Raw genomic sequence first — 19296 nt, forward strand, 5'->3', positions numbered from 1 at the left:
GGCTTTAGCTTTTTTGTACGATAGCCGAGAATTTTTTTGCCGTTTCTGTCAGCCTGGTGTAATCTTCACCTGTAATCAATTTCGCAGGATTGATCAATGAACCGCCTACTCCCGCCGCGATGGCCCCTGCCTTAAAAAATGACGCGAGGTTGTCAAGGTTGACACCGCCAGTTGGCATAAGGGGAATATGAGGAAGCGGTCCTTTAAGATTTTTAAAGTAGCTAACACCCAATGCATCTGCCGGGAAAACTTTGATAATGTCAGCTCCATGCTCATAAGCAGTCAATATTTCGGTTGGTGTGAGCGCACCTGGGATGCTAATAACGCCATAGCGCTTCGCCAGTTTAATCGTTTTGACATTGACAGTTGGAGAAAAGATAAATTCAGCCCCTGCCATGATGACCGCACGGGCCGTTTCAGGATCCAATACTGTACCGGCACCCGCTATGATATCATCACCGAACTCCTCTTTCACTCTTTCAATCAAATGGCACACTTTGGGAGTTTCCACTGTTATTTCTAGCGTTCGGATGCCGCCCTCTTTCAGGGCCCGGGCGATTGGTATAATTTGATTGGGGCGTGCACCGCGGATGACGCCGACCAGCTTCCCATGTTTAAGCTCTTCAAGTTTAGTCATTTTTTCCACCTTTCTACCTCTTCACATCATCAGCGCCGCCACTCATGAACAAAGCAAGGTCGGCACGGTCCGGCAAACCCTCCACATCGCCATTTACCATCGTTGCCATTGCTCCCATGGCATTTCCACGCCTTGCAGCTTCATCTAGCGGCAGTCCATCAAGCAGTCCGGAAAGTACACCGGATGCAAAAGCATCCCCAGCACCGATCGGATCAACGACCCGTTCCACATAAAATCCAGGAACGTATGTTTTCGGTACAGACGGGGCGGAAATTAAAGAGCCTTCTTTGCCCAATTTCAGCAAAACTGTTTCGACTCCGAGTTCATGAAAATGATCGGCAAATTTCTCCGGAGTATGGGAACCGAATAAAAATTCGGCTTCGGCCACCCCAGGCATGACGATGTCACTTTCCGAGGCGTACTTCGTTATGAAGTGACGTGCTTCATTTTCATCACCCCATATTTTCAAGCGAATATTCGGATCAAAGACGATTTTTGTTTCGGTTTTTTTAGCAATGCGGATCGCTTTATCCAAGAGCGACTGACACGAATTCCCTAGTGCAGGAGTAATCCCGGTAATATGGAGATAAGCGGCGTCTTGGATGGCAAGATCAGATAGTAATTCAGCCGTCATTTTACTAGCTGCCGAATCTTTCCGGTAATAATAAACTCGAGTATCATTCAGCCGTCTGAATTCTTTAAAAAAGACTCCGGTAGGCGCATCAGGGTCTCTCGTTACATAAGAGACATCAACGCCTTCTCCGCGAATGAACAATTGCATGGCATCGCCAAATTCATCCTCACCGAGACGGCTAATCCAGCGTGAGCTATGACCGAGTCGGCTTAACCCGATCGCGACATTGGATTCAGCACCGCCAAACTTCATCGAAAAAGATCTGGCGTGGCGAAGCGGTCCTTCTTCATTCGGGGTAAACACTGTCATCGTTTCTCCGATGGTTACAACATCCATGTCATCATCTTCTTTCTCTTGTCATGCTATTACGTGATTAGAAAGCGTACCGATCTTCTCAATGCTGACGTTCATCCGGTCACCGTTTTTCAACCAGATTTTCGGATTCCTTCCCATTCCAACGCCTGGTGGCGTGCCAGTTGCAATCAAATCACCTGGCATTAGTGTCATGGACTGTGATAAAAATGAAACGATTTTCGGAACCGTAAAAATTAGGTTGCTTGTATTTGAATCCTGCATAATTTCACCGTTTAATTCAAGCGAAATCGCTAGATTGTGGGGGTCACCCACTTCATCTTTTGTCACGACAACAGGACCAAATGGAGCAAATGTGTCCGCCGATTTGCCTCTTGACCACTGCCCGTCCTGAAATTGCAAATTTCGGGCGCTGATATCATTCATAATCGTGTAGCCAAAGACGTATTCATCCGCCTCTTCTTCTGACACACGTTTCGCTTCTTTTCCAATGACAAAAGCAAGCTCTGCTTCAAAGTCGACCTCGGTTGAATTAATCGGGATTTCAATCGCATCATTATGTCCGGCAATGGCATTAGCATATTTTGAAAAAATGACCGGTGATTCAGGAGGCTCCATCCCGGTTTCCTTGCAATGATCAAAATAGTTAAGTCCTACGCAAATGATTTTATCCGGCTTTGCGATTGGCGGCAGGATCTTCACTTCTGACGTTTTGAATATTGCATCCTCATTTATCCGTTGCTCGATTAAGTGTTCAGCACGTGTGCGCAACTCGCTGCCTCGTTCTATAAATTTTTTCATGCAAGCAGGAAATTCTTCTGGACCGAGAGCCGTTAAGCTAATAATTTGATCATCTTGAACTAGACCGATGTGCCGTTCGGATTGCACGGAAAAAGTCGCTATTTTCATTTTTTTCCCCTTTCTTAGGTTAATGCGTATGGTGTTTTTTCCCCTTTTAAGACCTGAACGATATTTCTTGCTGCTTTTTGACGAAGTTCAACCATCGCTTCCTCAGAATACCAGGCGCTGTGAGGAGTAATGATGACATTGTCCATTGTGAGTAGCGGGCTATCGATGCTGACCGGCTCATTTTCTGTCACATCAAGTGCAGCACCTGCAATGATCCCTTTTTCAAGTGCATTGGAAAGTGCTTTTTCATCGATTATCGGTCCGCGTGCCGTGTTAATGATGACCGCGTTACTCTTCATCTGTTTAAGGCGCTCCTCATTGATCAGGTGGTATGTATCATCAATTAAGGGCACATGGATCGACAAATAATCGGCTTCGCCTATAATTTCGTCGAGATCCATTTTTTGAACCCCGACAGCAGCCATGTCTGCAGCCGATACGAAAGGATCGTAAGCAGCGGTTTTAAAGCCGAGCGGTTTCACCTTTTCAATGAAACGGCGCGGAATCCGTCCAAAGCCAAGAACCCCAACAGTTTGCTTGTCAAAGCGATGAATCGGGACACACACTTTAAAGTCCCAGTTACCTTTTTTCACTTCCTTGTTTAACAGAGTCACTTTCCGCGCCGAAGAAAGTAAAAGTGCCAATGCATGATTCGATACTTCTTCCATGCCATAATCCGGTACATTGGCGACAGTAATCCCCTTTTCCTTAGCGGCATCGAGATCAATTGTATTGACGCCAACACCATAGCGGGAAATGATTTTCGTGTTTTCGAGCGACTCGATGACTCGTCTTGAGATAGGAGCATATTGATTTAAAATTGCATCCACTTCTTTTGCATGCTCCATTACTTCCTCTTCAGTTTTGCATTGCGCTTTGATGAAATTGATATCCAGACCGCTTTCTTGAAAAATCTCTTCTTCATATTTCAAATGTTCAAATTCGTAATCCGTTAATAATATTTTAAAGGTCATTCGGGCTCCACTCCTTTATAGTAAGACCAGACATCTATTTCGCTGCTGCCTTTTCAATTTTTGCAATACCGAGCCCTTCTGCACCAAGTTTCGATGTTTTTGCTTCAGGATAGTATCGTTCGATCATTTGAATACCAATTGCAGCACGGCGTACACGTTCTTGAGCAAGTGAGATGTTCGTATTTTCCCATTGCTTCCCTGAAGGGTATACATCAGGGTGATTACGCAGACCAAATTTAATGTATACAGGCGCCAATACACGGATAATTTCCGGTATTTCATAATAGCGAAGAAAGCCTCCAAAAGTATCAGGAACTTCAACATATAAATCAATGGGAATGTTTATTGATTGTCGGATCGCTGCAAGTTTGGACAGCGTTAATGCAGGTGGCACGTTGTAGGTATCCGCTCCGATGTCTTCCATTAATTTAACGGATACTGGATTGGCTGAACCCATTTGAACCGATACTTTAACAACAAAGTCTTCCGGAAGCTGTCCGTATTTTTTCATTTCTTTCGTTAAAAGTAGGAGTCCTTCATCCGCAACTAACGCACCGCGAAGACCAAGTGCAGCTCCTCTTTTCAAGTCTTCCATGGCATAAACAAGCTGGTCCGATCCTTCATGGCGGATTCCCTGAGATTTACCTCCTGGCGTAAGCGGTCCCGCACTGACATCCCAAGAACCCCTGGGACCGACAAACAAACTGAGCTCCATGCCGCGCTCTGCTGTCATTTCACACATTTCTTTAATTTCTTCATCCGTTTGAAGCATGATGCCGCTGCCCTGGGATATCCGGTGAATAGTCAAACCGAGTCGGTCAATTTCTTTCAATGTTTCTTTTAGGGCCGCTGGACCTTCTACACTTGGCAGTTCAATGCGGTATTGAGCACCGTCCGGAAATGTTTTCGTTGATGTTGGAAGTTCTTTAAGATCAGTTGATGGGTAGCCTAACGTTTCGAGTAAGTCGCGTGATTCTTTCATTTTTGGACGCCTTCTTTCATATCAATATTTTTTAAGAGAGCAGCTACTTTGTCACTTAAATCAGCAGGGTATACATCGCATGGGGCACGGTGACCAGCAGCAACGTCAAACCAGCGCTGATGAACAGCTTCCTTCATAGCTGTAAAAAATGTCGGACCGTAATTGTACACATCCATCAGTGTTGAAATCACTTGATGATTTTTCTGTGCTCTTTCAAAATCTCCTTTATGAAATGATTGATATAAATCAACGGAAATTTCCGGTGCAAAGACAGCGCTTCCATTTATGCTTCCATCTGCACCAATCATTTGGGCCGGAAGCAAATGCTCGTCAAAAGCGGAGAAGACTTTGAAATCACTGCGAACTTTCTTCACTTCCGCCAGCACTTGACGAAGGTGGCCGAAATCACTGACCGTCTCTTTAATACCTGCTATGTTTGATTGATCTTCGGCTAATTTTTTAATCAGCTCGATGGATAAGTTTTGACCTGTCAAGAGCGGGATATTATAAATGAAAACTTGCAGATTAGTATGGTTCGCCACGCTGGAAAAATGTCGGTATAATTGCTCGTCAGACAGCTTCCAGTAATATGGATTGACTACGAGAATGCCGTTCGCTCCATGCTCTTCTGCATATGAAGTCAGTTCTTGCACCTCTTTTAATGCGGTATGCCCGACTCCGACCATAACAGGCACTCTTCCGTTAATGTACTTTAACATTTCGCGTACATATAATTTCCTTTCTTCAGTCGTAAGTGAGGAGAACTCACCTGAACTGCCCATCAACAAAATACCGTCAATATTCCGTGAGATTAATAGGTCGATATACCTTCTGTTCAACTCCAAATCCAAGTTCCCCGTTTCATCAAATAAGGTGACTACCGGTGGAATGATGCCATGAAAGTTCATTGTTTTCCCTCCTTTTATTACCATTCAGCGATACTCCCGTCTTCATTACGCCAAATTGGGTTTTTCCAATCATGTCCGGTCTCTGCTGCCTGCATCACTTTTTCCTCATCGATTTCCACACCAAGGCCCGGTTTATCCGGAATGTTCACATAACCATCTTCATAGTCGAATAATTCTGGATTTTTCATATAATCGAGAATGTCCATGCCTTCGTTGTAATGAATACCAAGGCTTTGCTCTTGAATAATGAAATTCGGCGTCGTTGCGTCCAAATGAATGGATGAAGCGAGTGTCATCGGACCGAGCGGGCAGTGCGGCGCAATGGCTACATCATACGCTTCTGCCATGGCAGCAATTTTTTTCCCTTCTAAAATACCACCTGTATGAGATAGATCTGGCTGAATTATATCGACATAACCATCTTGAAGTAGCTGCTTAAAGCCCCACCGCGTATACATCCTTTCTCCCGTCGCAATCGGACATGTGGTATGCCAGGCAATCTCACGAAGTGCTTCATTGTTTTCCGGGAGCACCGGTTCTTCAATGAACATGGGACGGTAAGGTTCTAGTTCTTTTACAATTGCTTTTGCCATCGTTTTATGAATCCTCCCATGAAAATCCACACCGATGCCAAAGTCTTTGCCAACCGCTTCCCTGATTGAAGCAACCCGTTCGATGACCGCTTCTACTTTTGAAAAGCTATCTATATAATTCATTTCTTCTGATGCGTTCATTTTGACTGCAAGGAAGCCTTCTTTCTGTTTTCCTAGTGCGGCAGCTACTACATCCACCGGTCTATCTCCTCCGACCCATGAGTAAACTTTAATTTTTTGACGTGCTTTGCCGCCGAGCATTTGGTATACAGGAATATCGAAGTATTTTCCTTTTATATCCCATAGTGCCTGCTCAATTCCGGAAATGGCGCTCATTAAAATGGGGCCCCCTCGGTAAAATCCACCTCTATAAAGCGTTTGCCAGATATCTTCAATGTCGTTCGGATTTCTCCCGATCAAATAATCAGTCAGTTCGTTAACTGCTGCTTTAACAGTTTCAGCACGGCCTTCCACGACAGGCTCTCCCCATCCGGAAATGCCTTCATCCGTATCGATTTTTAAAAACAGCCAGCGGGGCGGAACTTTGTATAAAGAAATTTTTATGATTTTCATCAAGCACCTCGCAATGTTTTTTTGAAGAAAGAGAGTTTTTCAAAAATGGAAACCTCCCTTGAATTGTTAAGAACCTTTAATAAAAACCGTTTTTATGGCTGTATAAAATTCTTTCGCCGCTTCACCTTGCTCTCGCGAACCCGTGCTTGATGCCTTCATGCCTCCGAACGGGGCTTGCAGCTCTACGCCCGCGCTTTCTGCGTTAATGCGGACAAGACCTGCTTCAATTTCATCGATGAATTCCAAAATTGAACTAATATTTGATGTGAAGATTGATGCACTCAATCCGTACTTCGTATTATTTGCCAAGTCAATCGCTTCGACCAAATCGGTTGCTTTCATAAGCGCGATAACTGGTCCAAAAATTTCTGCCTGTGCAATCTCCATTTCGGACGTCACGTCTTCAAAAATCGCTGGTGTGATGAAAAAGCCCCTATCATAGTCTCCGCCAGTTAATATCTCCCCGCCATGTATGAGTTTTGCTCCCTCCTGCTTGCCTTTTTCAATGTACTCTGTCACCGTTTTGAACTGGCTTTCACTTGCACATGGGCCCATCCAAATACCCTCTTGAAGACCGTTGCCCACTGTAATTTTCGCTGCTGCCTTTACCAGTTTTTGTTTGAATTCATCATAGACTGACGATTCAACGACAACACGGCTTGAAGCTGTGCATTTTTGGCCGGAAGAACGAAATCCACCGCTGATGACCGCCTCGACAGCTTGGTCGATGTTTGCATCTTTCGTTACGATGACTGGATTCTTGCCACCCATTTCAAGCTGATATTTTATGCCGCGGGCGGAAGCTGATTTTGCGACGCTCTGACCGACACATTCAGAACCGGTAAATGTGATCGCATTTAAAAGCGGATGATCGATGAGTCCTTGACCGATGATCGACCCCTTACCGGTAATGAAGTTCATTACGCCCTCCGGGAAGCCTGCTTTTGTGAAGCATTCCATGACTTTCGCTGCAGTAACGGCTCCCTCCGTAGCCGGTTTCCATACGATTGAGTTGCCATATACAAGAGCAGGAGCCATTTTCCAGATGGGAATTGCTACCGGGAAGTTCCATGGCGTGATTATCCCGACAACACCTAGTGGGCTGCGTTTCGTGAACATTAGGGCATCTTTATCGGATGATGGTATTACATCGCCGTCTTTCCGCATTCCTTCCCCAGCATAGTAACGCAGGATTGCAACACCCCGTGCCGTTTCACCCCTTGCTTCAGGTAACGTTTTACCCATTTCGCGAGTCATGGTTTCGGCAATTTCATCTAGATTTTCTTCCAATATATTGGCCGTTTTGAAAAGGATTTGCCCACGTGCAGATTGCCCGAGCCTGCGCCAATCCCTTTTTGCCTTATGCGCTGCGGCTACAGCTTTATTCAAGTCTTCTTCGGTTGAGCTTTGTACGTAGCCAACCGGCTCTTTGTCTGCAGGATTAATACTTTGGATTGTATTTCCAGAAGATGCATTCACCCACTCATTATTAATGAAATTTTTATATGTTTTCGTTACAAATGTAGTTGATATCATAGTCTTTAGCTCCTTTTACGTTTTAGAATGTCGGTCCAATTCTCCAAATACCAAAGTCATGCTGCTTTAATATCTCCGCTTTTGTTAGTTTCCCGTTAGAAACATGTTGAATTTCTTCCATGATGCGCCTGCCCACTTCATCAACGGTTTCTAAACCATCAACGATCGTACCAGCATTTAAATCCATATTTTCATTCATCCTGTCAAACATTGGTGTATTAGTCGAGATTTTTATGACGGGTGAAATAGGAGAACCAGTCGGCGTGCCTCTTCCACTTGTAAAGAGAACGATTTGGGCACCGCCTGCGACCATTCCCGTCAATTGCTCAATGTCATGGCCAGGCGTATCCATCCATACAAGTCCTTTTTTTGTGGGTACCTGGGCATAATCAATGACTTCTTCCAATCTGGTTGTACCTGATTTTGTCGCTGCCCCCAGGGATTTTTCTTCTAGTGAGCTGAGACCTCCCTCAATGTTTCCCGGACTTGGATTTCCGGTGCGGATGTCTACGCCCATTTGAATCGAGCGGTCTTCCATCATTTTAATAACCGCATACGCTTTTTTTGCTACCTGGTCATTTGCCGCCCTGTTTGCGATCAAATGCTCTGCACCGATGAGTTCAGTCGTTTCCGCTAATATTGCGGTTCCCCCTTGCTGAACTACCAAATCGCTAGTACGTCCGACTGCCGGGTTCGCCGATAAGCCGGAGCATGCATCCGACCCACCGCATTCTGTGCCGACAATCAGCTCGCTAAAATCACATAATTCCCGTTGCACCATCGAGGCATCCTGGACCATTTTGACTGCGATTTTAGATACTTCGGCAATGGTTTGAAGAGTGCCTCCATGATCCTGGATCGATACAGTTTTCACTGGTTTACCGCATTTGGCAATTTCATCCCCAATACGGTGCGCCTGATGTGTTTCACAGCCAAGTCCGAGTACTATGACACCATATACATTTGGATTCATGCCCATTCCCGCATAGGTTCGGGCCGTTTGATCATAATCAGTGCCCACTTGCGCACAGCCATGCTGATGAATGAATGTGACGGTCCCACTCACCAATTCTGTGACGCGCTGAGCTGTTTGAGTTGCACATGTTATCGTTGGCAAAATCAGTACATGATTCCGTACACCGACGCGGCCATCCGGACGGCGGTAGCCCCAAAACTGCATTTTTTCATTCAGCAATTTTGTCACCCCTTCCTCTTTTGCCTTCTAAATTGTGTACATGAACATGTGCACCAGCGGGAATAGAAGCTGAGGCTGCACCTATGACTTCCCCATATTTAATTATGTCTTCTCCTTGGTTGATGGCCTTGACTGCGAACTTATGTCCAAAACGGATCGGTTCAAGAATGGGTACGACAAGTTCTTCAAGGTCTGACTTCACAACTACTGATGTGTTTGCAGGGATTTCGGATAAAGCGACAGCTACACTATCTTCCCTACTTAAGTAAAGTGTTTTATACTCGCTCATTTTGTCACCCCTTAAATGGTTTGAACTGCTTTACTTTGGATAACCGGGTTGTTTAATACCCCTATCCCTGGTATTTCGATTTCAATCCGGTCATCGCCTTTCAATGTAAATTCATTTGGCGGAACCACGCAAGTACCTGTAAGTAAAACGGATCCGTCAAATACAGTATTATCTAAGACTAAATAGTCGACGAGCTCTTCCAATTTTCGTTTCAGTTGGTTTACTTTCGCTTCACCTTCAAATACTTTTTCTTCATTTCGAAAAATCCGGCACATGATTTTAAGCTCGTATGGATCTGGAACAGCCTCTTTTAACAAGATGGCCGGTCCAATGGAACAAGAGTTTTTCCATACTTTTGCCTGTGGGAGATAAAGCGGGTTTTCACCTTCAATATCACGGCAGCTCATGTCATTACCTGCGATATATCCGAGCACCGTTCCCTTTTTATCGATGACAAGACCAAGCTCCGGCTCCGGAATTTGCCATTTTGAATCTGAACGCAAATATACCGGGTCATTCGGTCCTACAGTTCTTGCTGCAGTTGATTTAAAGAAAATCTCAGGACGCTCTGCATCATAAACTTTGTCATAGTAAGTTTGGCGGTCCAGCTTTCCTTGCGTAGCTTCGTAGTTGCGTGCTTCCTTGCTTTTTTTATACGTAACGCCAGATGCCCATACTTCCGGTGCGTCGATAGGCGTTGTTAATTGAAGACCTTCCAATGGCAGTTTTTTCCCTTCAGCGACAATTTGTTTTACAATATCAAACGGCGTTCTGTTTTCATGGCGTGCCGTTGTAATCAACGACATAAAATCAGTAAATGGAAGGTCCACCACATTGTTTTCGTTTGTCACGGCAGCAAGTTGTTTTTTGTTTTCATGTACATAGCGAATAATTCTCATTTGCTAGTTCCTCCTTAGGGCAAACCTTTTTTTATATTTTTTGATATTCATAACCGAGCTCCTGCGAAATTTTACTGCTGCATTCCTTTAAGAGACGTACATAATACTCATGTGTTTCTTCGTTTACTTTCGAAGCAGGCATCGATACACTCATTGCAGCGATTACCTTTCCTGAATAATCTCTTATCGGTACGGCAAGACAGAAAATGCCCGGTTCATTTTCTTCATTATCCATTGAATAACCATTAATGCGTGCTTTTTCGATTTCGGCTAAAAACTGTTCCTTGGATCTAATCGATTTTTCTGTCGGTCCCGTATAATCATAGCCGTCCAAGAGCAAATCCAGTTCACTATCCGTTTTGGTTGCAACAAGAGATTTGCCAACTGCACTTGTATGAATCGGAACACGACGGCCAATACGGGAATACAGGACCGTTACCCCAGTACCTTCAACTTTATCGACATAGACACCTTCCTGCCCGTCCAATATGACAAGGTGCAGCGTCAAATTCGTTGTTGCTGAAAGCCCTTCAAGATGTTTTCTTGCTACATTGCGCAAATCGAGATGGGTCACAACAACGCTTCCCCTCTCCAATAGCTTTAATCCTAGCGAGTATTTTCCATTTTCTTCGCCTTGTGAAATATAGTGATGCTCCTGTAAGGTTTTTAATAGTGAATGAACCGTACTTTTATGTAAATTCATTCTCTTACTTATCTCTGTGATAGTTAGTTCACGCTCACGCTCATCAAATAAATCCAATATTTTCAAGGCACGCTCCACCGATTGGATGATAGGCATCGTTCCTCACTCCTTTTCATTCTGTCTACCTTTATCTTATCGGATTTATGACGAGCATACCTCACTTTATTTCTACTTTTTTTTCATGGATTATAATATCTTGTTCATAATCAAGTACCGCATCCTCAATGACAGCGATTGGAACAACACCATTTGCTGCATCTGTATGCCCAAACATCCTGTTGCTTGCCGCAACCATTTTCTGTCTAACTTTCATCCGCTGCTTGCGTTCAGCTGCCAATGATTGTCTTTCTTCTTTAAAATGATCCGCAAAATCATGAATAACCTTTCCAGAATGAAGTTTAGTAGAATCTACAAAATCAATTCGTCGATCACGAAGCTGAAGGTGAATTACATCCCCTGATTTAAGTAAACCTATGCCGCCACCTTCATACGCTTCCGGTGTCATATGCCCTATGGCAGCTCCATATGTGACTCCTGAATAGCGGCCGTCGCTAATGATTGTAGCGATTTTTTTCATAACACGATTTGCATTGATGTGTTGCATTGGTGTAAACATTTCCGGCATTCCGAATGCCACTGGCCCCTGCCCTGAGATAATAACCGCAATTTTCAATGTGCCGGCTTCAACCATCCTGTCAAATAATTCCCCATAGGTAGCGGTTTTTAGAAGAGACCATTCCGACTCATTGTTGTATTTAAGAGATTCTAGCAATAGATTATGTTCGAAAAGCTTTTGCTCTTTTATTTTTGAAAGCAGATTTGAATCGAGCAGGCTTTTATTTGCATCATCTTCATTTTCGTAATAAAGGACAAATGCAAGCTTATCGTCGAATTGGTCAAGCTGTGGTGTCGGCATTCCGCTGATTTTTACAACGGCGCTTTCAAAGAAGTTTCCTTTTAATACATCAACACCGCTGAATCCACGTCGTGGATTGGATAAAATGACCTGATTTTTCTTAACATTAACTGCTTTTAGGCTATTTGTGATCGAAAGACGTTCTTTCCAAGTTTTTGCTGCGACAGTCGGCGCATCCTGATCCATTGGTACACCATTCTCAATAAGTTCATGAAAAAGTGTTTCCATTCCTCTGCTTTTCCCGCTGCAACACTGCATCGCAAGTGAATAAATGTCCCTTCCTTCTGTCAAACTGTAATCAAATAAGTCAGGAATTGGATGTGAATGATGAATGCGGTCAAGGTCCCATAAACTGAATTTGAATCCTGCATAAAGCATGCCTGCGACAATATGCATCATTAAGTTAGTAGAACCACCCGATGCGCTGTGTATACGGATTGCATTTTTTATGTTCGCAGCGACAATGTTGGCCACGCCGTAGCGCTCTTCGTTTATCATGCCGGCAAAGCTATCAAGCACCGAGTTAATCTGGCGTTGTGTTGGTGGATCGGTCAACAGCTCCACTGCTGGATGTACGAGACCCATGCCTGCCACTAAATGACGTGAACTATTCCCCGTACCATTAAAGGCACATACACCTCCCTGCCCGTCACATGTTGCGACAGCAAGTCTCATTTCAAAGTATTTATGCTGTTCCTTCGTCAATATTCCTCGTTCATAGGCCCGTTCAAACACGCCCTGGAAAGCAGTATTCGATGAACATTGCAATATATATGCCATCGTATCTCGTAAATCTACGGCTACATCGGCTACTCCTTTGCTTTCCGCATTTTTCGCCAGAGTTTCCAATTCTTCAATTACGTCAGCTGGAATCGAACCGCCTTCCAATACGTGAGCAGGTGCGAATGTTGCGAAAAAGGGTGCTTCACCACGGTTTCGGCGAACACGATCAACATGGGCGAGTGCACTTACAACACCAAGAGGCTGCTTATCACACCCTTGAATGACGAATGCACCATGATAACTGTGAGCTTCCAGTTGGTTGACAACCATTTGTGCAACCGCGTTTCGGCTCTGGAGAGAGTAACTCATTCCTTGATTGTTTTGTGCAGTGCCATCACACATTACCGGTGTCGAGAAATGAAACGGCACGCCGCCGTTTTGCCAAATGCGGATTGCTGCTCGTGCTGACGTTTGGTAATCCATTATATGGGCCGGATGATCGGACGAACCACCGATTATTGCGATACGCGGGGCATTCCTCTCGAGCCGCATAAAAATTTCTTCAAGCGTCCAATCAGGCTTCCCCCCTTCATATGTGGTGCCTAGCGTCAGCTTCGAACGGTCCAACAGACCTGCAACCGTAATAGGTTCATTTGCTTTTCCCTGTACATTATCGCGGTAAGGGTTTATTTCGTTATCAATTAGTGGATATAGCTGTGTCATTTCAGCACTCCTTTTCTGAGTTCAAATCAATTCTTTCGTTCTATGAAAATAGTAAAGAAGATTTTTAGTCCAGTGCCAAGTCTTCTGGGTCTGACAAGATCTCTATATCTTCATTCTTTAAAGCTTCTTCCATCATGCTTTCAGAAATCCAAATTTCACCGATTTCAAGCGTGTTTTTAATTCTTACGATTCTCACTTTATTCAAATCGAAGGCATTGCATGTTTTGATGGCAGCTTTTACAGCCAATTCCTGCGTATCCAAAAACATCGGGAGCTTTACTACATCTGTGACTGTGCTGGTGAGTGCATTGGCATACCCTTTTTCCCATTTTATTTCATTCATGACGGCTTTTGTCGTCATATCTGCCATGCCAATGCCATTCGCATTACCGTGAGTTTTTTCAGTAAGTCCAAGTACAACGGTCCGTTTAACGTCTGGCCCCCCGGTAGCATATGGTGTGGCGAAATTACCCGTTATGTTCGGGTCCATTCCATCCCCCGAAATGTCCTTTCCGAGTTCATTTACAATAAGTACATCCATCGAATCGAAATGTATTTTCGGCATCAATGATTTTGCTTCAAGCAACAGTCCCGGTTCCACTACCTCCAGATCCTCCGCTGGGACTGCGACGATTTTCGCCGGTTTATCATAAGCGTTTTCAATCGACGCAAGACCAAATATGATAGGAGCTTTTGACAAGGAAACCTTAGCCATTTCAGGGACATGTTCCGCCATATACTTAAAGCTGTATGCATGTGCAGCTTCGGCTCCCTTTTGCTTTCCTAAACCGATAGTTATCATTTTCATAAGTCCGCTTTCAACCGGTCCGCGAAATGCTGTATGTGGTTTTATCCGATTAATGACTATGATTTTATCGGATTCGTAAGCAAGTTTATCAATATAGACAGGGAGGCCATTTGGCAACTCATCCAGTTTAATAACTTCCATCGATGACCTGATAGGCGCTCCAACCGCTTCTTCTGAAATACCCAGCTGAAGCAACACATCGATTTGCCCTTCCGCCGTGGCACCACCATGGCTTCCCATTGCAGGTACGATGAAAGGATTACCTCCCGCCTCCTTAACGGCAGCCACCGTTTCTCTTACTAGTGTAGGAAGGTCCGCTACCCCTCTGCTTCCTACTGCAATTGCCACCCTGTCTTCTTCATTTATTCTTGATAAGACACCTGCTTCTTTTATCGCCTTCTTCACCTCACCAGCTACATCAGCGATTTGAGTTGTACGAAATTTCTGCCTCACTTGTACCATTTTCGGTAATTGGATTTCACGTAAAAGTTCAGAGATAATATCCATTTTCTTTCCTCCAAACAATTTTGGATTATTTACCGCGTACTTTTTCAACTTCGCTCATCATTTCCTCTACAAGATCTGGTCCGAATTTCTTGGCATATTCGTCCGTCACTGGTTGGATGGCCTTCTTCATTTTTTCCATTTCTTCCGGTTCTACTTCATTGATTTTCATTCCTTCTTCTTTTAGATAATTAAGTGCCTTTTCATTTTCTTTTTGGTTAACTTCCCGTTGATACTTTCCAGCCTCTTGTGCGGCCTCACTCATGATTTCTTGTTCTTGTTCTGATAGGTCATCCCAGAACTTTTTACTTACAAGGAATACAAATGGTGTATAAACATGATTTGTAAGACTTAAGTATTCTTGCACTTCATTATATTTTTGCGTTTGAATTGTTGCTAGTGGATTCTCCTGACCATCAACAGTGCCTGTTTCCAGTGCAGTAAATACTTCTGAGAAAGCCATCGGCGATGGATTCGCCCCTAACTTTGAAAATGCATCTAAATGCACTTCATTTTGCATGGTACGAAGTTTAAGCCCTTTGAAATCTTCAGCCGTTTTAACAGGGTGTTTGCTGTTGGTTAAGTTTCGGAAACCATTTTCCCAGTATCCCAAACCTACTAAATCATGTTCCGGTAATTTATCCAAAAGTTTTTTTCCTACTGCACCATCAAGTACTGTATAAGCTTCTTCTTCATTATTAAAGACAAATGGGAAGTCATAAATTCCAAATTCCTTAATCATGCCAACAAGTGGTGAGGTTGAAGGAACAGTTACTTCCTGTAAGCCGCCTTGAAGAGCTTCTGTCATTTTCTGATCATCTCCGAGAGTGGCATCAAAAAAGTTTTGGACTTTCATTTTCCCCCCGCTTTTTTCTTTAACCAGTTCTTTAAATTTCTCCATTCCTTTTCCTTGTGGATGCATTTTACTATTTCCGATCCCTGCTTTGATTGTTCTTTTCTGAATACCGTCAGCTGAAGCGCTTTCATTTTGTCCGCTTCCGCAAGCGCTTAATAGTAGTAATGATGGCAGTAAAACTCCAAGCGCCAAACGTTTGAAAAACTTATTCATTTTCATTTTCCTCCTATAAAATAAGATGAATACCAGCATACACACCCAAATACTTGTTTAATTCCGTTAGGAGGTAAACCATTCTAGAGGAACCAGCACTAAGGAAGGAAACAAAATCAACAAGATCAATACAATTACTTCCACGAGCAAGAAAGGCCAAATCCCCTTCATGATATCTTCCATACTGATCTTACTTATGCCGCACATGACATTTAACACGGTTCCGACTGGTGGTGTAAGTAAACCGATGGCGTTATTCAGGATAAACAGGACACCGAAGTAAACTGGGTCAATACCTGCAGCGACCACCAACGGCATCAATACAGGTGTTAGAATAAGGATTGTCGGCGTCATATCCATAGCAGTTCCAACTACGATGACCAATAGGTTTATCATTATTAATAGAAGGAATGGATGATCCATAAATGGCTCCAGCAATCCAATCACCTGACCAGGTAAATCCGCTACAGTTATCAGCCAGGAGGATACGAGAGCTGCAGCGACCAGAAACATGACAACGCTCGTCATTTTTCCTGCATGTACAAAGACCTCATACAAATCTTTCACTTTCATTTCACGATAGATTACAAGACCGACAAATATTGCATAAACTGCAGCCACCACTGCCGCTTCAGTCGGTGTAAATAAACCGAATTTCAATCCACCAATGATGATGACGGGCAGGAATAGAGCCCAAACGCCTTGACGAAGAGAAGTAAGAATTTCTTTTGTTGAAGCTCGAGGGTTAACGGCGACTTTATCTTTTCGTGCAACAATGGCCCAGGTAACCGTTAGTCCAACCGCTAGTAATATACCAGGAACTATTCCTGCCATAAACAGCTTTGTAATGGACACTCCACTTGCGACACCGAAAATGATAAAGCCAATACTTGGCGGAATGATCGGGGCAATGATACCACCGGATGCAATTAGCCCACTTGACCGGTTCACATCATACCCTGACTTCACCATCATTGGAATTAATATAGCCCCAAGCGCTGCTGTATCGGCAACAGCAGATCCTGATAAACTTGCAAACAACACACTCGCAATGATCGCAACATAGCCAAGCCCTCCCTTGATATGACCAACCAGGTTCATTGCCATCTCAACGATACGCCGTGATAATCCACCCCTATTCATCGCCTCTCCTGCCAGCATAAAGAACGGTATGGCCATTAGAGGGAAGTTATCAGCGCCACTGATTAAATTTTGTGCGATTATTTGACTATCAAAAATGCCAAGGAAATACATTAACACTACACTACTCACAAGTAAGGCAAAGGCAATAGGTATTCCTAGTCCCATGGCTCCCAGTAAAGATCCGACAAATACACCTATCATCCCTGTTTCTCCTCCTTGACAATTCTAATATCTGAAGCAAATTCATCAGTATGGAGAGAAATTAGCTCTTCTGACTCACTTATCATCACCAATTCTTCGTCTTTAATTTTATTGAAGAAAATCCGATACAAATTGAAGATGATCATGCTGCCCATTGACACACTCACAAGAATACCTGTCCCATACACAAATGCCAGTGGCATGCCAGTGGCCGGTGCAGTACTGTCAATGTTTATCAATGTCATTTTCCAGCTGCCATCCAAGATCAGGATAAGAACGAATAACATCATCAAATCACTAATAACTAGCACCACTTTTTTCAACTTATTCGGGAGCCTTTTGATGACCATGTCGACACCTAAGTGTTCTTTGTTTTTGAATGCTCCGATGGCGCCAAGGAACGTCAACCAAATAAAGAGATACCTTGACATTTCTTCTGACCAGGTAATACCTGAATTAAAGAAATATCGAAGAACTACATTACCAAACACGAGTACGACCATTATTGCCAAAGCAATTGCCATAATAATGTTTAACGAATTTTCCAAGATTCTTGATATTTTATTCACCTATACATCTCCCCCTTCCTATCTAGAGCGCCTGCTTCATTCTGCTTGTATTTTCCCGGCAAGCTCCTTCGCCCAGTCATTTTTCTCAAAGACTTCATCATAAACAGGTTGAGATGCTTTTAACATTTTTTGTGAAAAGTCTTCGTCAGGCTTTGTGAATTTGATTCCATTATCCATAAGATATGCTTTGTCATCTTCATAACTTTTTTCCATCAAATCAAACTCATATGCTGCCGACTCCTTTGCTGCTTTTTGAATGATTTTTTGTTGCTCTTTTGTTAGCCCTTTATAGAATTTGCTATTGATAATGTAAATATTGGGGCTGAACATATGCTTGGATTCTAGTACATCACTTTGTACTTCATTCCACCCCGAGGATCTCAGTGTGGCTATGGGATTATCCTGAGCATCTACAACTTTTTGTTCAAGTGCGGTAAAAACTTCTGAAATAGGCAATGGGCTAACGTTTGCCCCCAATGATTCACCTAATTTTATGTAATTCGGGATGTTCGGCATTCTAAGTCGAAGTCCATCAAAATCTTTCATACTCTTAATTGGACGATTACTCGAAAACATCCTAAAACCGTTAGCACTCCATGCGAGCGGTGTCACCCCATGCTTTGGATCAAGATCTTCTGTCAATTCCTCTCCAATAGGTCCATTCAATACCTTCTTCACATGATCGTAATCCCTGAATAGGAAGGGCCATTCCGGAACACCCATTTTAGGAATGTCCGACTGCATAATTAGCCCTGGAACGCCCATTTCGATCGTTCCGTTTCTAACGCCGTCATAAAATTCTTTTTCTGCACCTAATGTACTGTTCGCATAAATCCGAACCTCTAGTTCACCATTACTCTCCTTTTCAACCAATTTTTTAAACTTTTCTTTCAAAGCAATGTTTTGAGGATGATTTTCAGCAAAATAATGTGCCACTTTTATAGTTTTCTTTTCAACTCCAGATCCACTGGTTTTTTCTCCCTCACCTCCACCACATCCTGATAAAAGGAATGTCATTGCAAGAGTTAAGCTTGTGGAAAATACAAATAGCTTATTTTTTTTCAATAAAAACCCTCCCCGTTTTTTTGTAAGCGTTATCATTTAAGGCTGATCTTTAAAACTTCTACTCACCCTTGTATAAGCAAAAATCAAATCGTTTTATAATATAAAACTTGGTTTTTGTTTTATTCGGAGTGAGGAAAAAACACTTCACTTCTCATTACGTTTCACAAGTTGATTCACTTTTTAAGCCATTACCTTAATAAAATTAATGATTAATTTGTTCTATAATATAAAACTCAGTTTTCGAATTTTACATCTTACGTTGATTATAAGCTCCCATTTTTATTAATGTCAAACCATTTTTTTGAATTTTATAACAATTTAACAATTTAACAAATTCTCCATTTCTCTAATTAATATTTACAGTTGAGATTTTTAGAAACAAAACGGGAAAGATAAAAGTCGTTTTTTTCTATATTAGAATATTTATAGGA

At 43.0% G+C, this 19296-nt stretch carries 18 protein-coding genes; all 18 read right to left on the bottom strand.

The window, feature by feature from the left end; genetic code table 11:
- Positions 1 to 4 precede the first annotated feature (4 nt).
- A complete protein-coding gene (locus NYE65_RS26890) occupies positions 5 to 637 on the bottom strand; it encodes a bifunctional 4-hydroxy-2-oxoglutarate aldolase/2-dehydro-3-deoxy-phosphogluconate aldolase (RefSeq protein WP_095679552.1) in 633 nt (210 codons plus the stop codon).
- Positions 638 to 650: 13 nt separating this feature from the next.
- Positions 651 to 1607 carry a sugar kinase gene (locus NYE65_RS26895; RefSeq protein WP_340862299.1) on the bottom strand — a complete coding sequence of 319 codons (957 nt, stop codon included), beginning with the start codon at positions 1605 to 1607 and terminating at the stop codon, positions 651 to 653.
- Positions 1608 to 1628: 21 nt separating this feature from the next.
- Positions 1629 to 2492, bottom strand: a complete 864-nt coding sequence (locus NYE65_RS26900; protein WP_340862300.1) for a fumarylacetoacetate hydrolase family protein — start codon at positions 2490 to 2492, stop codon at positions 1629 to 1631.
- A gap of 14 nt (positions 2493 to 2506) precedes the next feature.
- The gene (locus tag NYE65_RS26905) at positions 2507 to 3466 is read right to left on the bottom strand and encodes a C-terminal binding protein (RefSeq protein WP_340862301.1); all 960 of its coding nucleotides are present in this window, start codon (positions 3464 to 3466) and stop codon (positions 2507 to 2509) included.
- Positions 3467 to 3500: 34 nt separating this feature from the next.
- The gene (locus NYE65_RS26910; protein WP_328178141.1) at positions 3501 to 4448 is read right to left on the bottom strand and encodes a U32 family peptidase; all 948 of its coding nucleotides are present in this window, start codon (positions 4446 to 4448) and stop codon (positions 3501 to 3503) included.
- Positions 4445 to 5356: a dihydrodipicolinate synthase family protein gene (locus NYE65_RS26915; protein WP_328178142.1), complete on the bottom strand. Its 912-nt coding sequence runs from the start codon at positions 5354 to 5356 to the stop codon at positions 4445 to 4447. Before NYE65_RS26915 ends, NYE65_RS26910 begins: the two co-directional genes overlap by 4 nt.
- A gap of 17 nt (positions 5357 to 5373) precedes the next feature.
- A complete protein-coding gene (gene dgoD / locus NYE65_RS26920; protein ID WP_340862302.1) occupies positions 5374 to 6522 on the bottom strand; it encodes a galactonate dehydratase in 1149 nt (382 codons plus the stop codon).
- Between the two features lie 66 nt (positions 6523 to 6588).
- Complete coding sequence (gene gucD, locus NYE65_RS26925) at positions 6589 to 8058, bottom strand: alpha-ketoglutaric semialdehyde dehydrogenase GucD (protein ID WP_340862303.1); 1470 nt, start codon at positions 8056 to 8058, stop codon at positions 6589 to 6591.
- A 22-nt stretch (positions 8059 to 8080) separates the two neighbouring features.
- Positions 8081 to 9238 (bottom strand): UxaA family hydrolase, encoded by a 1158-nt coding sequence (locus NYE65_RS26930; protein WP_063592552.1) that lies wholly within the window; start codon positions 9236 to 9238, stop codon positions 8081 to 8083.
- Between the two features lie 4 nt (positions 9239 to 9242).
- Complete coding sequence (locus tag NYE65_RS26935; protein ID WP_098936600.1) at positions 9243 to 9542, bottom strand: UxaA family hydrolase; 300 nt, start codon at positions 9540 to 9542, stop codon at positions 9243 to 9245.
- 11 nt (positions 9543 to 9553) lie between these two features.
- Positions 9554 to 10441: a fumarylacetoacetate hydrolase family protein gene (locus NYE65_RS26940; RefSeq protein ID WP_340862304.1), complete on the bottom strand. Its 888-nt coding sequence runs from the start codon at positions 10439 to 10441 to the stop codon at positions 9554 to 9556.
- A 31-nt stretch (positions 10442 to 10472) separates the two neighbouring features.
- On the bottom strand, positions 10473 to 11240 hold the full coding sequence (locus tag NYE65_RS26945) for an IclR family transcriptional regulator (RefSeq protein ID WP_063593711.1): 768 nt from the start codon (positions 11238 to 11240) through the stop codon (positions 10473 to 10475).
- A 61-nt stretch (positions 11241 to 11301) separates the two neighbouring features.
- The gene (locus tag NYE65_RS26950) at positions 11302 to 13506 is read right to left on the bottom strand and encodes a dihydroxy-acid dehydratase domain-containing protein (RefSeq protein WP_340862305.1); all 2205 of its coding nucleotides are present in this window, start codon (positions 13504 to 13506) and stop codon (positions 11302 to 11304) included.
- A gap of 64 nt (positions 13507 to 13570) precedes the next feature.
- Positions 13571 to 14821, bottom strand: coding sequence for a lactate racemase domain-containing protein (locus NYE65_RS26955; protein ID WP_187049475.1), 1251 nt, complete (start codon positions 14819 to 14821; stop codon positions 13571 to 13573).
- A 25-nt stretch (positions 14822 to 14846) separates the two neighbouring features.
- Positions 14847 to 15893, bottom strand: coding sequence for a TRAP transporter substrate-binding protein (locus NYE65_RS26960; RefSeq protein ID WP_445670464.1), 1047 nt, complete (start codon positions 15891 to 15893; stop codon positions 14847 to 14849).
- Positions 15894 to 15953: 60 nt separating this feature from the next.
- The gene (locus NYE65_RS26965; protein ID WP_063576079.1) at positions 15954 to 17231 is read right to left on the bottom strand and encodes a TRAP transporter large permease; all 1278 of its coding nucleotides are present in this window, start codon (positions 17229 to 17231) and stop codon (positions 15954 to 15956) included.
- A complete protein-coding gene (locus tag NYE65_RS26970) occupies positions 17228 to 17800 on the bottom strand; it encodes a TRAP transporter small permease (RefSeq protein WP_264638668.1) in 573 nt (190 codons plus the stop codon). Before NYE65_RS26970 ends, NYE65_RS26965 begins: the two co-directional genes overlap by 4 nt.
- Before the next feature lie 36 nt (positions 17801 to 17836).
- Positions 17837 to 18865 (bottom strand): TRAP transporter substrate-binding protein, encoded by a 1029-nt coding sequence (locus NYE65_RS26975; RefSeq protein ID WP_222619841.1) that lies wholly within the window; start codon positions 18863 to 18865, stop codon positions 17837 to 17839.
- Between the last annotated feature and the right edge of the window lie 431 nt (positions 18866 to 19296).

Source organism: Peribacillus sp. FSL R5-0717 (assembly GCF_038002945.1).
Taxonomy (GTDB): domain Bacteria; phylum Bacillota; class Bacilli; order Bacillales; family DSM-1321; genus Peribacillus; species Peribacillus frigoritolerans.

Coding starts and splice junctions, on each gene's coding strand:
- NYE65_RS26905 (WP_340862301.1), bottom strand. CDS start 3,466: ATGACCTTTAAAATATTATTAACGGATTACGAATTTGAACATTTGAAA.
- NYE65_RS26965 (WP_063576079.1), bottom strand. CDS start 17,231: ATGATAGGTGTATTTGTCGGATCTTTACTGGGAGCCATGGGACTAGGA.
- NYE65_RS26955 (WP_187049475.1), bottom strand. CDS start 14,821: ATGGATATTATCTCTGAACTTTTACGTGAAATCCAATTACCGAAAATG.
- gucD (WP_340862303.1), bottom strand. CDS start 8,058: ATGATATCAACTACATTTGTAACGAAAACATATAAAAATTTCATTAAT.
- NYE65_RS26895 (WP_340862299.1), bottom strand. CDS start 1,607: ATGGATGTTGTAACCATCGGAGAAACGATGACAGTGTTTACCCCGAAT.
- NYE65_RS26950 (WP_340862305.1), bottom strand. CDS start 13,506: ATGACACAGCTATATCCACTAATTGATAACGAAATAAACCCTTACCGC.
- NYE65_RS26945 (WP_063593711.1), bottom strand. CDS start 11,240: ATGCCTATCATCCAATCGGTGGAGCGTGCCTTGAAAATATTGGATTTA.
- NYE65_RS26910 (WP_328178141.1), bottom strand. CDS start 4,448: ATGAAAGAATCACGCGACTTACTCGAAACGTTAGGCTACCCATCAACT.
- dgoD (WP_340862302.1), bottom strand. CDS start 6,522: ATGAAAATCATAAAAATTTCTTTATACAAAGTTCCGCCCCGCTGGCTG.
- NYE65_RS26900 (WP_340862300.1), bottom strand. CDS start 2,492: ATGAAAATAGCGACTTTTTCCGTGCAATCCGAACGGCACATCGGTCTA.
- NYE65_RS26960 (WP_445670464.1), bottom strand. CDS start 15,893: ATGAAAATGAATAAGTTTTTCAAACGTTTGGCGCTTGGAGTTTTACTG.
- NYE65_RS26915 (WP_328178142.1), bottom strand. CDS start 5,356: ATGAACTTTCATGGCATCATTCCACCGGTAGTCACCTTATTTGATGAA.
- NYE65_RS26930 (WP_063592552.1), bottom strand. CDS start 9,238: ATGCAGTTTTGGGGCTACCGCCGTCCGGATGGCCGCGTCGGTGTACGG.
- NYE65_RS26940 (WP_340862304.1), bottom strand. CDS start 10,441: ATGAGAATTATTCGCTATGTACATGAAAACAAAAAACAACTTGCTGCC.
- NYE65_RS26890 (WP_095679552.1), bottom strand. CDS start 637: ATGACTAAACTTGAAGAGCTTAAACATGGGAAGCTGGTCGGCGTCATC.
- NYE65_RS26935 (WP_098936600.1), bottom strand. CDS start 9,542: ATGAGCGAGTATAAAACACTTTACTTAAGTAGGGAAGATAGTGTAGCT.